Here is a 14,761-nt window from a genome sequence, read left to right on the forward strand (position 1 = left end):
CGAACGATCACCGGAGGGGCGGCGTGACCGTATCTCAGCCAAGGGAGCCGATCCCCGAGGCCGCGCCGCCGGACGAGCTCCCAGAAGAAGTCACTGCCGGAGGTGAGGTGGCCGCGCCCGACACGCCACCGCCGCATCGTTGGGGGTTCGGGGCTTTTCTCCTGGTGGAGGCCGTCCTGCTCGCGTCGGCGGCGTTCATCAGCGTCCTGCTCGGCGACGTCCAGCCCGGCCAGCCGCTGCCGATGCGCATGGTACTGCTGGGCACCATGGTGCCGACGATGATCGCCGCCGGGGTCGCGCTGCTGATCACCCGTCTCCGCGGCAACGGCCCGTTACTCGACCTGCGGATCGGCTGGAGCTGGGCCGACGTCAAGCTCGGGCTCAAACTCGGCGTGCTCGGGCTCGGGTTCACCTCGCTCGCCGCCTACGTCTGGACGCAGGTCGTCGGCGACGCGAACGCGACCTCGGCGATCAGCGCGCTCGTCGAAGACCGCCGGATGTCGGTGTCCGCCGCCGTCGTCATGTTCATCTACCTGTGGCTGGTCGGGCCGATCTGCGAGGAGATCATCTACCGCGGTCTGCTGTGGGGTGCGGTCGAACGGCTGCAGTGGCGTACCGAGCGGTGGGGGAGGATCGCGGCGTTCCTGGTCTCGACGGCCGTTTTCGCGGCGAGCCATCTCGAACCGCTGCGCACCACGTTGCTGCTGGTGATCGCGATCCCGATCGGGCTGGCCAGGGTGTTCACCGGACGGCTGCTCGGCAGCGTGGTCGCCCACCAGGTGAACAACTTCCTGCCCGCCGTGACGATCCTGCTCGCCTCACTCGGGATAGCCGCGTTCTGACGGCCGGTCGGCGTCTGGCAGAATGTACGCTTGCCTGCTTTGGCCGGACCCTCTCACCGTGCCCGAGCTTCGGACCTTCGGGTGTGCGCGGCCGTTCCCCACTCGGCTGGCGTGCGCCTTCCACCTGCATCAGAGAGAACTGAGGAGTACCCACACCCGTGGCCGTCAAGATCAAGCTGCAGCGTCTCGGCAAGATCCGTGCGCCGTACTACCGCATCATCGTCGCCGACGCGCGCACTCGCCGTGATGGCAAGGCCATCGAGACGATCGGCAAGTACCACCCGAAGGAAGAGCCGAGCTTCATCGAGGTCGACACCGAGCGTGCCCAGCACTGGCTGTCCGTCGGTGCCCAGCCGACCGAGCCGGTCCAGCGCATCCTCGAGATCACCGGTGACTGGCAGAAGTTCAAGGGCCTCCCGGGCGCCGAAGGCACCCTGAAGGTCGCGGAGCCGAAGCCGTCGAAGCAGGACCTCTTCAACGCCGCGCTCGCCGCCGCCGGTGACGCTCCCTCCACCGAGGCCACCACGCCGAAGAAGAAGTCCGCCCCGAAGAAGGCCGAAGCCGACAAGGCCGAGGCCGCCGAGGGTGACAAGGCCGAGGCGTGAGTTTCCTCGCTGACTCCCTCGAACACCTGGTGCGCGGGATCGTCGACAACCCGGACGAGGTCCGGGTCGAGCTGCTGACCACGCGTCGTGGCCGCACGCTCGAGGTGCATGTGCACCCCGACGACCTCGGCAAGGTGATCGGCCGGGGCGGTCGCACGGCGACCGCCTTGCGCACCGTCATGGGCGGCATCGGTGGCCGCGGCGTCCGCGTGGACGTCGTCGACACCGATCGCTGACCGGGGAACCAACGGGATGGACGTCGTAGTCGGCCGGATCGCCAAGGCGCACGGAATCCGCGGGGAACTCGCGGTGGACGTGCGCACGGACTCGCCGGAACAGCGGTTCGCGGTCGGTTCGGTCGTCACGACGAAGCTGCGTGACGGCAGCAGCAGAGACCTCACCATCGCAGCCGCCCGCGAACACAGCGGGCGGCTGCTGGTGCGTTTCGAAGAGGTGCTGACCAGGGATGTCGCGGAGACCCTCCGCGGCGCCCTGCTGATCGCCGACACCTCGACGCTGCCGCCGACCGAAGACCCCGACGAGTTCTACGACCACGAACTCGAAGGCCTCCGGGCCGAACTCACCGACGGCACGGTCATCGGCAAGGTGCTCGAAATCGCGCATTCGCCCGCCGGGGAACTGCTGTCGATCGAACACGACGGACGTGAAGTGCTCGTGCCGTTCGTGAAGGCGATCGTCCCGACGGTCGACGTCGCGGGCGGCCGGGTGGTCCTCGACCCGCCGGAAGGCCTGCTGGACGCCTGATGCGCCTCGACGTCGTCACGATCTTCCCCGAATATCTCGATCCGCTCCGCGCCGCATTGCTCGGGCGTGCGATCGACCGCGGCCTCATCGAGGTCGGCGTCCACGACCTGCGGGACTGGACGCACGACGTCCACCGCGCGGTCGACGACGCGCCGTACGGCGGCGGACCCGGCATGGTGATGAAACCGCAGATCTGGGGCCCCGCCCTGGACGACGTCTGTGGCGAGAACACCCGCCTCGTGGTCCCGACCCCCGCCGGAAGACCGTTCACCCAGGCCATGGCGCATCAGTACGCCGCGGAAGAACACCTCGTGTTCGCGTGCGGCCGGTATGAGGGCATCGACCAGCGGGTGATCGACGACGCCGCGCGGCGGATGCCCGTCGACGAGGTCTCGATCGGCGACTACGTACTCGTCGGCGGCGAGGCGGCGGTACTGGTGATGGTCGAGGCCGTCGTCCGGCTACTGCCCGGAGTGCTCGGGAACGCCCGCTCCGCCGAGGAGGACTCGTTCTCCGACGGCCTCCTCGAAGGCCCCAGCTACACGAGGCCGGAGGTCTGGCGGGACCTGGCCGTACCGGACGTCCTGCGCTCGGGCAACCACGCGCTGATCGACCGCTGGCGCCGTGACCAGGCACTGGAACGCACCGTCCGGCGCAGACCCGAACTGATCGGGCAACTGCCGGAAGGTAGTCTCGACAAGCACGATCTCGGGGTCCTCGAACGGTTGGACGAGGACACCGGCCAGGCCGGGTCAACCACCTGAGTCCCGGTCTGCAATACTTGACAGGTTGGCGTGAGCGGACGCGCGAAACTTGATTTCACCTCAGGTGAGTATCAGGCCGCGAAGTCGGCCGGAACGCCATCAGCCCCCGGGTAGGTCGCAGTGCCCGACACTGCGCGCCCAAGCTGCACGTAAGCCATACGAAGACGAGGACGGACCACCGATGAACACCCTGGACGCGCTGGACGCGCAGTCACTGCGTTCCGACATCCCGGACTTCCGACCGGGCGACACGCTCAAGGTTCACGTCCGCGTCATCGAGGGCAACCGCGAGCGTAACCAGATCTTCCAGGGCGTCGTGCTGCGTCGCCAGGGGGGCGGCATCCGCGAGACCTTCACGGTCCGCAAGGTGTCGTTCGGGATCGGCGTGGAGCGCACCTTCCCGGTGCACTCGCCGAACATCGCCCAGGTCGAGGTCTTCAAGCGCGGCGACGTCCGCCGGGCGAAGCTCTACTACCTCCGCGAGCTGCGCGGCAAGGCCGCCAAGATCAAGGAACGCCGCGAAAACCGCGAGACGACCTCCGCCAAGTAGGTAGCCACACGGTTACCGGTAACCTGGCGTCGTGGTCGAACCCGTGTCCCAGAACACCTCCGAAGACGAGCCCGACCGCCCCGAAGAGGAGCGCCCCACCAGGGCCTCCCGCCGGGGCCGGTCCGGGGCCAAGAAATTCGGCAAGGTCAACAAGAAGCGGTCGTTCTGGAAGGAACTGCCGATCCTGATCGTCGTCGCACTCGTGCTGACGATCTTGATCCAGCAGTTCCTCGCCAAGGTCTACATGATCCCCTCGGGATCCATGGAGTCCACCCTGCACGGCTGCTCGGGATGCACGGGTGACCGGATCCTGGTCGACCGGATCACCTACGACTTCACCGATCCCGGCCCGGGCGACGTGGTGGTCTTCAAGGGACCGCCGGCGTGGGCGGGCGAGATCGACACGCCGGAGTCCAGCAACATCTTCGTCAGCGGTTTCCGCGCACTGGGTTCCCTGATCGGCTTCGCGCCGCCGGACGAGCGTGACTTCGTCAAGCGGATCATCGCGGTCGGCGGTCAGACGGTGCAGTGCTGCGACAACAACCGTGTCGTCGTGGACGGCAAGGCACTGGACGAGCCGTACGTCCACTGGGAAGAGGGCATGCCCCCCACCCAGAAGACGTTCGATCCGGTCAAGGTGCCTGCCGGCTACGTCTGGGTCATGGGCGACAACCGCAACAACTCGAGCGACTCCCGTTTCCAGGGCGGCGGTGGCGTGAACGGCGCCGTCCCGGTCGACAACATCATCGGCAAGGCGCGCGTCATCGTGCTCCCGCCCGGCCGCTGGGGTGGCGTTTCGGACCACAACCCGCAGGCGACCGCTCAGCCGGTGGCGCTCGGTGCGCCGGCGTGGCAGCAGGGGCTTCCCCTGGGTGTCGGCGTCGCCGCGGCGTGGCCCGTCGTCTTCCTCGGCAGGCGGATGTCGTCCGGAGTGCGCAAGGCGGTCGACCGGAGGCGGTAAGGCCTTGAGAGTTCCTGTACCGCTCACACCGGCCGAGCCGCTTCGGCCGCCGAGAGCAGTGGTGCGTGGCGACCTCTTCTGGGGGTTGCAAAGTGCGCTGGACCGGCGTGGCCTCGGGCCCGTCGCCGGAGTCGACGAGGCAGGGCGCGGCGCTTGCGCCGGCCCGCTCGTCGTGGCCGCGTGCGTCCTGCGTTCCGGAGACGCCGCCCGGCTGCCCGAGCTCACCGATTCGAAGGTGCTCACGGCCAAGGCCCGCGACCGGGTCTACGACAGGGTCGTCCAGCGCGCGCTCGACTACTCGGTCATCGTCATCCCGGCGGCCGAGGTCGACCTCTTCGGTATCCACGTCATGAACCTCGAAGGCATGCGGCGCGCCGTCTCGGCGTTGCGAAGCACGCCGGGCTACGTCATGACCGACGGATTCCGCGTTTCCGGGCTTCCCGCCCCGAGCGTGCCCGTGATCAAGGGCGACAAGGCCGTCGCGTGCGTGGCGGCGGCGTCCGTGCTGGCCAAGGTCACGCGGGACCGGATCATGGGCGACCTGCACGACGTCCACCCGCACTACGGCTTCGACGTGCACAAGGGCTACAGCACCACGGAGCACAGCGCGGCGCTGAACACGCACGGCCCGAGCCCGGTGCATCGCTGGTCGTACGCGAATGTGGCCACCGCGGCCGCCGCGCACCGGGCGCGGCCGCCTCACCCGGTCGTGCTGACCGTCGCGGCGCTGGAAAACCCGAGCGTGCCGATACGTGCCCTCAGCCCCTACGTGGGTAACAATGAACGCTCCGCCGCTGGAGTAGCAGCAGAATCGCGAGGAGGGGCGCGGATTTCATGAGCGCAGAGGATCTCGAGAAGTACGAGACCGAGATGGAGCTCTCGCTTTACCGCGAGTATCGCGACATCGTCGGCCAGTTCTCGTACGTGGTGGAGACCGAGCGGCGGTTCTATCTGGCCAACGCCGTCGACGTCCAGGTGCGCGACGGTGGCGGTGAGGTGTACTTCGAGGTCCGCATGTCCGACGCGTGGGTCTGGGACATGTACCGGCCGGCCAGATTCGTCAAGCACGTCCGGGTCATCACGTTCAAGGACGTCAACGTAGAAGAACTCGACAAGCCGGATCTCCGGTTGCCGGAAGACGGTCCGTTCTCCGGCTGAGCCGCTGGAAGTCTTCTTCCCAAGTACGTGAAGGCCCCCTTCATTGCGCTAGACGCCGTGAAGGGGCCTTCACGTACGTCCGGCACGGCCCTACCACAGGGCTCCGACGATTCATGGTCGCCGGAGGCCGGTCGCGGTCGAATCATCCACAACACCCCGGTTATCCACAGGCGGGCGAATCGAGCCTGGCCGACGTCCGGTCACCCTGGCAGCGTTGATCGCACACGCACTGTGACGATCGCTGAGGGGGATCGAGATGATGGGCACGACCGGACAGCCGGCCACCGGCGCATCGCGCATCGAGCTGGGGCGTTGGGGTGAAGACCTCGCGGCCCGGCACCTGGAGAAGGCGGGCTATGTCGTCCTGAGCCGCAACTGGCGCTGTCGAGACGGTGAGCTCGACCTCGTCGCGACCGACAGGAAGCGTCTCGTCTTCTGCGAGGTGAAGACCCGGACCGGTCTCGGCTTCGGCACGCCCGCCGAGGCCGTGACCCCGGACAAGGCGGATCGCATCCGCCGTCTCGCGCATCAGTGGCAGCGCGCGTTCATGCTCCGCTGGTGCCCGGTCCGCTACGACATCATCGCCATCGTCGCCCCGCCCGGCGCCCGGCCGCAGGTGCGGCATATCAAGGCGGCGTTCTGAATGGCACTGGCGAAAGCGTGGTCCGTCGCGCTGCTCGGCGTCGACGGCAAGATGATCGAGATCGAGGCCGATATCGGCGGCGGCTCGCCGAAGGTGACGATGGTGGGCCTGCCCGACGCGGGCTTGAAGGAGGCCAAGGACAGGGTCCGTTCGGCCGTCCGCAATTCGCGGCAGACCTGGCCCGACGAACGCGTGATCCTCGGCCTGTCCCCGGCGAACCTGCCGAAGGTGGGCTCCGGCTACGACCTCGGCATCGCGGCGGCTGTCCTGGCCGCGACGGGGTCGGTTCCGGCCACGAAGCTCTTCCACACCGTGTTGCTCGGCGAACTGGCCCTCGACGGCCGGGTACGAGCCGTCCGAGGGGTACTGCCGGGATTGCTGGCGGCACGCAACGCCGGATACCGGCGTGCGGTCGTGCCCGCCGAGTCCTTGTTCGAAGCCGCTCTCGTGGAGGGGCTCGAGGTCGGCGGGGTGGCCCGCCTGAGCGATTTCGTGGACTGGCTCAAGGGCGAAGGCGAACTAGCCCGGCCTGAGCCGTCCGTCGCCCAAGAGCCGCCGCGCGTACCCGACCTCGCCGACGTCGTGGGACAACCGGAAGCCCGGTGGGCGCTGGAGGTGGCCGCGGCGGGCGGGCATCACCTCCTCATGACCGGACCACCCGGGGTGGGCAAGACGATGCTCGCGAAACGGCTTCCCGGGCTTCTCCCGCGCCTGACCGCGGAGGAGTCGTTGCAGGTCACCGCGATCCATTCGATCGACGGATCCCTGTCCCGGTCCGCGCCGCTGGTCACCGTGCCGCCGTTCGTCGCGCCACATCATTCGATCAGCGTGCCCGCGCTGATCGGCGGCGGCAGCGGCCTGGCCGTACCCGGCGCCATCAGCCGGGCACACCGGGGCATCCTGTTCCTGGACGAGGTCTGCGAGTTCGGACCGGAACGGCTGGAGTCGCTGCGCACGGTGCTCGAAGAGGGCGAAGTGCGGATCGCGAGGGTCAAAGGCGCGGTCTGCTACCCGGCCCGCTTCCAACTGGTCCTCGCGACGAACCCTTGTCCTTGCGCGCCGGCGAAAGACGCCGACTGCACGTGTTCGGCGGCCGCGCGGAGACGGTACTTGGGCAGGCTGTCCGGACCATTACTCGATCGGGTGGATCTACGGGTCCGGCTGCGTCCGCTCTCCGCGCTCAGCGCACACCTGAGCGAGGCGCCCGAGGCGTCGGCGGCCGTCCGTGAACGGGTGCTGGAGGCCCGTGAACGAGCCGCGAAACGCTGGACCGAACACGGCTGGCCGACGAACGCGGAGGTACCCGGTCCGGCCTTGCGTCGCGAATTCGCGCTTCCCGCGCAGGTCACGGCGTTGCTGGATCGGGCGCTGGAGCGGGGCTCGATCACCGCGCGCGGCGCGGACCGGTGCCTCCGAATCGCCTGGACGCTCGCCGATCTGAAGGGTGCCGAAAGACCCGAGACCGACGAGGTCGCGGCGGCCCTCAACTTCCGGGAGAGGTCATCCTGATGGGTGAATTCGAGGCTGACCGGATCGCCCGGTCGTACCTGCTGCGCGTGGCCGAGCCACCGGCGCCCGCGCTGACCGATTTCGTCGGCGCGCACGGGCCGGTCGTCGCCGCGGAACGGGTGCGCCGAGCCGATTGCCCGCCGAAGGTGCGCGACGAGACGGCCGCGCGGCGAGCGCATGACTACGCCGAGCGGGATCTGGAACGGGCGGCGGCGGGAGAGGCCCGGCTCGTCATCCCGGAAGACAGTGAATGGCCTGCTTGGCCGTTGCTTTCGATGGCCGTCGCCCGAGGCAGGGGCGTCACCGGAATGGCGTCTCCGCTGGCGCTGTGGGTGCGCGGTCCGGCCAGGCTCGACGAGGCGGTGGACCAGGCGATCGCGATCGTCGGCGCCCGCGCGGCGACCGAGTACGGCGAGCACAACGCGGCCGAGGTGGGCTATCACCTCGCGAGCCGGGGGATCCCGGTGTTCTCGGGGGCGGCGTACGGCATCGACGGCGCGGCCCACCGGGGTGCGCTGAGCGCTTCCGGCACGACGGTCGCCCTGCTCGGCTGCGGAATCGACGCCGGGTATCCGGCCCAGCACGCGACCTTGTTGCGCACTATCGGCCAAACCGGCGCCGTGGTCAGCGAGTATCCGCCGGGAACCCCGCCCGCGAGGCATCGCTTCCTCGTCCGGAACAGGCTCATCGCGGCGCTCACCGAAGGGACGGTCGTGATCGAGGCGGGCAGGCGCAGCGGTGCGCGGAACACCGCGGGTACGGCCGGAGCGCTGGGCAAGGTCGTGATGGCGATGCCGGGGCCGGTTTCGTCGGGGATGTCCGCGGGCTGTCACGCGCTGATCCGCGAGGGTGAGGCCACGCTGGTGACTTCGGTCGACGAGATCCTCGCGACCGCCGGGCGGTTCGGGCAGCAGGGCGAGGAACCGCGGAAACCGCGCCGCCGCACCGACCGGCTCGGCCCGGAGGCACTGCGCGTGCACGACGCGCTGTCCGAACGTTCGGCCAAACCGGAGGAACGGATCGCGGCCGAGTCCGGCATTCCGGTGGAGCGGATCCGCTCGTTGCTGCCCGAGCTGGAACTCGACGGCTTCGCGGAAAGAGGTGACGCAGGGTGGCGAAGACGGACAGCGAAGACCTGACTGGCCTACACCTGAGGCGCCATCCCGGCACGATCCGACCACGGACACCGCAACAGGGTGCGGCGATACTTGACCATCCGCCGTCCATCGCGCAGCGTGATCGGCATGCCGTCGACCGAAGGTCCCCACGGCACGGGAAAACGCGCCCGCAGGCCCGATCTGCGCGCCGCCCGTGCCGCGCTGCCGGAACCTGTCCGGAAGCTGATCGACGACTACGAGCGGCACCTTTCCTTGGAACGCGGGCTTTCCGCGCATACGGTGCGTGCCTATGTCGGCGACGTGGTCTCCCTGACGGGCTTCGTGGACGAGAACGGCGGTCGGTTCTCCGACCTCGACATCGCGACGCTGCGCGGCTGGCTCGCCCGGCAACGCGAGGAAGGGGCCAGCCGGACGACGCTGGCCAGGCGAGCGGCGGCGGCCCGCACCTTCACCGCGTGGGCGCACCGCGGTGGGGCACTCGCGACCGATCCGGGCGGACGGCTGGTGGCGCCGCGCGCGCATCGCAAGCTCCCCGGGGTCCTCCGGGCGGAGCAGGCGAGTGAGGTCATGCGGGCCTCAGCCGCCGGTGCCGAACAGCGGGACCCGGTGGCGCTGCGGGACAGTGCCATCGTGGAACTGCTCTACGCGACCGGCGTGCGGGTTTCCGAACTGTGCGGGCTGGACTTGGGCGACGTCGATTTCTCGCGCCGGGTCGTGCTCGTGCTGGGCAAAGGCGGCAAGGAACGCGTCGTGCCGTTCGGCGTCCCGGCCGAAGCCGCGCTGCGCGCGTGGCTGGACGAGGGCAGGGGAAAGCTCGCCGTCGAAGCGAAGGGCCGGGTGGAAGCCGCGCTCTTCCTGGGGGCCCGAGGCGGCAGGCTCGATCCACGGGCGGCCCGCCGGGTGGTCCACGACGCCGTCGGCTCGGTGCCGGGCGCGAGCGACATGGGACCGCACGGCTTGAGGCATTCGGCGGCCACTCATCTGCTCGAAGGCGGTGCCGATCTTCGGAGCGTTCAGGAACTGCTTGGTCACGCTACGCTGGCTACGACGCAGCTCTACACTCATGTGACCGTCGATCGGCTGAAGGCGATCCACGACCGCGCGCACCCCCGGGCCCGATGATGCCGGGGAAGACTCGGCAGGTGACCCGACGGCCCGAACCGACGGCGCACGCGCATCCGCACGAGCACGGAGACCATCCTGAGTCGCATGCTGAGAACGGCGGTCCGATGACCGCCGACCCACATGTCACCGAAGCCGCCGGGAAACACCGTTCCGGCGGGGACGGTCCTGCCGTCGCGCCCGAAGCGCGGACGAGTTACGAAGTGGACGCCGGGATCCAGGCGTTGTGGCGTGAGTTCACCGAGTCGCCGGACCAGGTCGTGCGCGACCGGCTCGTGCTGCACTACGCCCCGCTGGTCAAGTACGTCGCCGGCCGGGTCGGCACCGGCCTGCCGACCCACGTCGACGTCGGCGACCTGATCCAGTCCGGGATCTTCGGCCTCGTCGACGCCATCGAGAAGTTCGAGCCGGCCAGGGGCCTGCGCTTCGAGACCTACGCCATGCAGCGCATCCGCGGCGCGATCCTCGACGATCTCCGTTCCCAGGACTGGGTTCCGAGGGCGGTGCGCAGCAAGGCCCGCGAGGCCGAGCGGGCGCTGGAACGCCTCGGTGCCCGGCTGAACCGCACGCCGACCGACTCCGAACTGGCGGCGGAACTCGAAATCAGCGTCGACGACCTGCGCGAGTTCTACGGTCAGCTGCAGCTGACCAGCGTCATCGCACTGGAAGACCTCGTAGCCGCCGGCAAGGACAGCGGCTCGCTGGTCGACACGCTGCCCGACGACGGCGCCGTCGACCCGGTGGCCGTCCTGGTCGACCAGGACAACCGCCGTCAATTGGCTCAGGCGATCGCCCAGCTCACCGAACGCGACCGGATCGTGGTCGGCCTCTACTACTTCGAGAGCCTGACGCTCGCCGAGATCGGCAAGGTCCTCGGCGTGACCGAGTCGCGGGTCAGCCAGCTGCACACCCGTGCCGTCATGCGGCTGCGCGCGAAGTTGGTCGAACAGGCCTGAGTCTGTTGGTGTACCCGCGTCCGCGATCGATGGCGGATCAGGGTGTCCTGCCACCGCGAGAGCGGGGCCCTCGGCCGGGGCGGGTTCACGCATCTGGTCCCTTGCGAGGTAAGTCTTCAGCTCCGCCGACAGGGTCTGAAAGCTAGCCGCCCTACCACGGTTTGAGGCGGATCTCCGACGGTTCACCGATCAGCGCGAGCGGATCGACGTACTCGGTCCCCTTCCGGACACCGAAATGAAGGCACGCCGGCTCTGGACAGCCCGGATGCCCGGCCGCGAGCGTCCCGAGCACCTGACCCCGGTACACCTGGTCACCCGCGGTGACGACCGGCGCGAGAGGTTGGTAGGTGGTGTGCAGACCGCCTTCGTGGTCGATCGAAACCACCCCGCGGCCCGCCACCTGCCCGGCGAACATCACCACTCCCTCGGCGGCGGCGAGGACGTTCGTACCCGATGCGGCGACGAGGTCCACGCCGCGATGCCCGGGGCCGTACGGCGTCGCCGGTGGCTCGAAGTACCTGGTGACGCTGGGTATCGGTGAGACCGGCCAAGAGAGGCGTCCCTGGGGTGAAAAGGCGGCTCGGGCCGTTCCCGGCACGGCGAACGAGGCCATGAGCGCGAGCGTGATCGCGAAGAGCGCGAGGCGAGGCAGGCGTCTCGGCCGTGCGGGACGGCGATGCCTGCCGCCGGTGCGGTCGATCGCGAAGGAATGCCTGGTGACAGGGCGGGAACAGCTTGTCATGGTCATGCGTTCCAGCCTGGGCGCCCGGCGTGGCGCGTGGGGCGCGCCGAGGGAATCTGTGGATAACCGAGGCGCTTGTGGACAACCGCTCTCATCAGGGGCTGCCGGTGCGGTAGGCGGTGGCGACAGGGAGTAGACTCTTTTGCGCGGTCCGCGGCAGTGGACTGACTTCGCGTGCACGTGCGCGCTCCCGATGGCCGATCTCCTCACGGAGGGTCAGGACAACCGGGGGCACACGGTCCGGCGGTCCCTGAGGGTCACTTCACCTCGGGGTCCGGTCCAGAGCATCTGCACCAGGGCGATCGGCCACCCGGCCGAGAGCGACGAACCGAGCAAGCGCGTCCCGGCGGAGCCGGGCGCGCACGACACAGAAGAGGTTGATTCCGGCAATGGCCGTCGTCACCATGAAGCAGCTGCTCGACAGCGGCGTGCACTTCGGGCACCAGACCCGTCGGTGGAACCCGAAGATGAAGCGCTACATCTTCACCGAGCGCAATGGCATCTACATCATCGACCTGCAGCAGACGCTGACCTACATCGACCGTGCGTTCGAGTTCATCAAGGAAACCGTCGCGCACGGCGGCACCATCATGTTCGTCGGCACGAAGAAGCAGGCTCAGGAAGCCATCGCCTCCGAGGCCGCGCGCGTGGGCATGCCCTACGTGAACCAGCGTTGGCTCGGCGGCATGCTGACCAACTTCCAGACGGTGCACAAGCGTCTTCTCCGCCTGAAGGAGCTCGAGTCGCAGGAGCAGACCGGTGGTTTCGCCGGCCTGACCAAGCGCGAAATTCTCACGCTCACCCGTGAGAAGGACAAGCTCGAGAAGACCCTCGGCGGTATCCGCGACATGGCCAAGGTGCCGAGCATCGTGTGGATCGTCGACACGAAGAAGGAGCACATCGCCGTCGGCGAGGCTCGCAAGCTGAACATCCCGGTCGTCGCGATCCTCGACACCAACTGCGACCCGGACGAGGTCGACTACCCGATTCCGGGTAACGACGACGCGATCCGTTCGGCCGCGCTGCTGACCAAGGTCGTGGCCGAGGCCGCCGCCGCCGGTCTGATGGCCCGCTCCAGCCGCAACGGTTCCTCCGCCGACGCCAAGCCCGAGGCGGGCGTCGCCACGGACGAGCCGCTGGCCGAGTGGGAGAAGGAACTGCTCGCCGGCTCCGAGACCGCCGCCGCGGACGCCAAGGAAGCCGCCGCCGCGACCGAGAGCGCCACCGAGGCGCCGGCCGAGGCCCAGGCCGAGCAGGCCACCGCCTCCTCCTGATCCACCTCGCTCGTGGGGCCGCCTCCGGGTGGCCCCACGAGTACCTCTTCCGCAGACTTTCTCGTACCTGAAAAGGACGGACAACGCACGATGGCGAATTACACCGCCGCAGATGTGAAGCGCCTCCGCGAACTGACCGGCGCCGGCATGATGAACTGCAAGAAGGCGCTGGAGGAGACCGACGGCGACTTCGACAAGGCCGTCGAGTTCCTGCGCATCAAGGGTGCCAAGGACGTCGGCAAGCGCGCTGAGCGCGCCACCGCCGAGGGCCTCGTCGCCGGCGACGGCGGCGTGCTGATCGAGCTCGACTCCGAGACCGACTTCGTCGCGAAGAACGAGGACTTCCAGGCCCTCGCCGCGAAGATCGTCGAGGTCGCGAAGGCCGAGAAGACCAGCGACGTCGAGAAGCTGAAGGCCGCCTCGCTCGACGGCAAGACCGTCGACGAGACCGTCCAGGAGATGGCCGCCCGCATCGGCGAGAAGCTCGAGCTGCGCCGCGTCGCCGCCTTCGAGGGCACCACCACCACCTACCTGCACCGTCGTGGTGCGGACCTGCCGCCCGCCGTCGGCGTGCTCATCGAGTACACCGGTGAGGGCGAGGCCGCCGCCGAGGCCGCTCGTGGCGCCGCCATGCAGGTCGCCGCGCTCAAGGCCAAGTACCTCACCCGCGAAGAGGTCCCCGCCGAGATCGTCGACAACGAGCGCCGCGTCGCCGAGGCGACCGCCCGTGAAGAGGGCAAGCCGGAGCAGGCCATGCCCAAGATCATCGAGGGCAAGGTCAACGCGTACTACAAGGACAACGTCCTGCTCGAGCAGCCGTCGGTCAAGGACAACAAGAAGACCGTCAAGGCCCTGCTCGACGAGGCCGGCGTGACCGTGAGCCGGTTCGCCCGGTTCGAGGTCGGCCAGGCCTGATCCAGGCGCGGAACACAAGAGTCACCGCTGTGCCCCGTCTCCGTCCATCGGGGACGGGGCACAGTCGGGTCCAGAGCATTAGGGAGGGCGACATGGGTGTCCGGGTCGAAGGCGGATACCGGCGGGTGCTGCTGAAGCTGGGCGGCGAGATGTTCGGCGGCGGTTCCATCGGGGTTGATCCGGATGTGGTGCACTCGGTCGCTCAGCAGATCGCCGACGTCGCGCGCACAGGCGTGCAGATCGCCGTCGTGATCGGCGGCGGCAACTACTTCCGCGGCGCGGAACTGTCGCAACGCGGCATGGACCGCGACCGCGCGGACTACATGGCGATGCTCGGCACCGTCATGAACTGCCTGGCACTGCAGGACTTCCTGGAGAAGGAGGGCCTGCCGACACGCGTGCAGACCGCCATCACCATGGGCCAGGTCGCCGAGCCGTACATCCCGCGCCGCGCCGAGCGTCACCTGGAGAAGGGCCGCGTCGTCATCTTCGGTGCCGGGGTCGGCATGCCGTACTTCTCCACCGACACCGCCGCCGCGCAGCGCGCGCTCGAACTCGGCTGCGAAGCCGTCTTGATGGCGAAGGCTGTCGACGGCGTCTACACCGCGGACCCGAAGAGCGACCCGACCGCGGAGATGTTCCACGAGATCAGCCACCGCGAGGTGCTGGAACGGGACCTCAAGGTCGCCGACGCCACCGCGTTCAGCCTGTGCATGGACAACAACATGCCGATCATCGTGTTCAATCTGCTGACCGAGGGGAACATCGCTCGTGCGGTCAGTGGTGAGAGGATCGGCACCCTGGTCGACACCCCCGCCGACGGGGTGCCCGCGTAGT

18 protein-coding genes are annotated in these 14,761 nt (G+C 68.9%); 17 read left to right on the forward strand and 1 reads right to left on the reverse strand.

The window, feature by feature from the left end:
• The first annotated feature begins 23 nt into the window (after nucleotides 1-23).
• From ACZ54P_RS36760 to ACZ54P_RS36825, 14 genes are all read left to right on the forward strand, one after another.
• Nucleotides 24-842 carry a lysostaphin resistance A-like protein gene (locus tag ACZ54P_RS36760; RefSeq protein ID WP_465466226.1) on the forward strand — a complete coding sequence of 273 codons (819 nt, stop codon included), beginning with the start codon at nucleotides 24-26 and terminating at the stop codon, nucleotides 840-842.
• A 158-nt stretch (nucleotides 843-1,000) separates the two neighbouring features.
• Entirely contained in the window at nucleotides 1,001-1,447 is a 447-nt protein-coding gene (rpsP, locus tag ACZ54P_RS36765) for a 30S ribosomal protein S16 (protein ID WP_061984478.1), read from the forward strand.
• The gene (locus ACZ54P_RS36770) at nucleotides 1,444-1,683 is read left to right on the forward strand and encodes an RNA-binding protein (RefSeq protein ID WP_003103110.1); all 240 of its coding nucleotides are present in this window, start codon (nucleotides 1,444-1,446) and stop codon (nucleotides 1,681-1,683) included. The genes rpsP and ACZ54P_RS36770 overlap by 4 nt, the downstream gene beginning before the upstream one ends.
• Before the next feature lie 16 nt (nucleotides 1,684-1,699).
• Entirely contained in the window at nucleotides 1,700-2,212 is a 513-nt protein-coding gene (rimM, locus tag ACZ54P_RS36775; RefSeq protein ID WP_465466227.1) for a ribosome maturation factor RimM, read from the forward strand.
• The gene (gene trmD / locus ACZ54P_RS36780; RefSeq protein ID WP_465466228.1) at nucleotides 2,212-2,976 is read left to right on the forward strand and encodes a tRNA (guanosine(37)-N1)-methyltransferase TrmD; all 765 of its coding nucleotides are present in this window, start codon (nucleotides 2,212-2,214) and stop codon (nucleotides 2,974-2,976) included. Before rimM ends, trmD begins: the two co-directional genes overlap by 1 nt.
• A 181-nt stretch (nucleotides 2,977-3,157) precedes the next feature.
• Nucleotides 3,158-3,526, forward strand: a complete 369-nt coding sequence (rplS, locus tag ACZ54P_RS36785) for a 50S ribosomal protein L19 (protein WP_465466229.1) — start codon at nucleotides 3,158-3,160, stop codon at nucleotides 3,524-3,526.
• Between the two features lie 31 nt (nucleotides 3,527-3,557).
• Nucleotides 3,558-4,487 (forward strand): signal peptidase I, encoded by a 930-nt coding sequence (gene lepB / locus ACZ54P_RS36790; RefSeq protein WP_465466230.1) that lies wholly within the window; start codon nucleotides 3,558-3,560, stop codon nucleotides 4,485-4,487.
• A 58-nt stretch (nucleotides 4,488-4,545) separates the two neighbouring features.
• Nucleotides 4,546-5,325 (forward strand): ribonuclease HII, encoded by a 780-nt coding sequence (locus tag ACZ54P_RS36795; protein ID WP_465466286.1) that lies wholly within the window; start codon nucleotides 4,546-4,548, stop codon nucleotides 5,323-5,325.
• The gene (locus ACZ54P_RS36800; RefSeq protein ID WP_003096226.1) at nucleotides 5,322-5,645 is read left to right on the forward strand and encodes a DUF2469 domain-containing protein; all 324 of its coding nucleotides are present in this window, start codon (nucleotides 5,322-5,324) and stop codon (nucleotides 5,643-5,645) included. Before ACZ54P_RS36795 ends, ACZ54P_RS36800 begins: the two co-directional genes overlap by 4 nt.
• Nucleotides 5,646-5,901: 256 nt before the next feature.
• Complete coding sequence (locus tag ACZ54P_RS36805; protein WP_465466231.1) at nucleotides 5,902-6,288, forward strand: YraN family protein; 387 nt, start codon at nucleotides 5,902-5,904, stop codon at nucleotides 6,286-6,288.
• On the forward strand, nucleotides 6,289-7,797 hold the full coding sequence (locus ACZ54P_RS36810) for a YifB family Mg chelatase-like AAA ATPase (protein WP_465466232.1): 1,509 nt from the start codon (nucleotides 6,289-6,291) through the stop codon (nucleotides 7,795-7,797). It abuts the gene before it with no gap.
• Entirely contained in the window at nucleotides 7,797-8,936 is a 1,140-nt protein-coding gene (gene dprA / locus ACZ54P_RS36815) for a DNA-processing protein DprA (protein ID WP_465466233.1), read from the forward strand. The genes ACZ54P_RS36810 and dprA overlap by 1 nt, the downstream gene beginning before the upstream one ends.
• A gap of 105 nt (nucleotides 8,937-9,041) precedes the next feature.
• On the forward strand, nucleotides 9,042-10,037 hold the full coding sequence (locus ACZ54P_RS36820; RefSeq protein WP_465466234.1) for a tyrosine recombinase XerC: 996 nt from the start codon (nucleotides 9,042-9,044) through the stop codon (nucleotides 10,035-10,037).
• 20 nt (nucleotides 10,038-10,057) lie between these two features.
• On the forward strand, nucleotides 10,058-10,993 hold the full coding sequence (locus ACZ54P_RS36825) for a FliA/WhiG family RNA polymerase sigma factor (RefSeq protein ID WP_465466235.1): 936 nt from the start codon (nucleotides 10,058-10,060) through the stop codon (nucleotides 10,991-10,993).
• Nucleotides 10,994-11,144: 151 nt separating this feature from the next.
• Here ACZ54P_RS36825 and ACZ54P_RS36830 read toward each other — a convergent pair whose 3' ends face one another.
• Entirely contained in the window at nucleotides 11,145-11,741 is a 597-nt protein-coding gene (locus ACZ54P_RS36830) for a murein hydrolase activator EnvC family protein (protein ID WP_465466236.1), read from the reverse strand.
• A 383-nt stretch (nucleotides 11,742-12,124) separates the two neighbouring features.
• Between ACZ54P_RS36830 and rpsB the strand changes: the two genes are divergently transcribed.
• From rpsB to pyrH, 3 genes are all read left to right on the forward strand, one after another.
• Nucleotides 12,125-13,009: a 30S ribosomal protein S2 gene (rpsB, locus tag ACZ54P_RS36835; RefSeq protein WP_061984463.1), complete on the forward strand. Its 885-nt coding sequence runs from the start codon at nucleotides 12,125-12,127 to the stop codon at nucleotides 13,007-13,009.
• A gap of 90 nt (nucleotides 13,010-13,099) precedes the next feature.
• Nucleotides 13,100-13,924, forward strand: coding sequence for a translation elongation factor Ts (tsf, locus tag ACZ54P_RS36840; RefSeq protein WP_465466237.1), 825 nt, complete (start codon nucleotides 13,100-13,102; stop codon nucleotides 13,922-13,924).
• 92 nt (nucleotides 13,925-14,016) lie between these two features.
• On the forward strand, nucleotides 14,017-14,760 hold the full coding sequence (gene pyrH, locus ACZ54P_RS36845) for a UMP kinase (protein ID WP_005154669.1): 744 nt from the start codon (nucleotides 14,017-14,019) through the stop codon (nucleotides 14,758-14,760).
• The last annotated feature ends 1 nt before the right edge of the window (nucleotide 14,761 follow it).

The organism is Amycolatopsis sp. NPDC034160, from assembly GCF_055575355.1.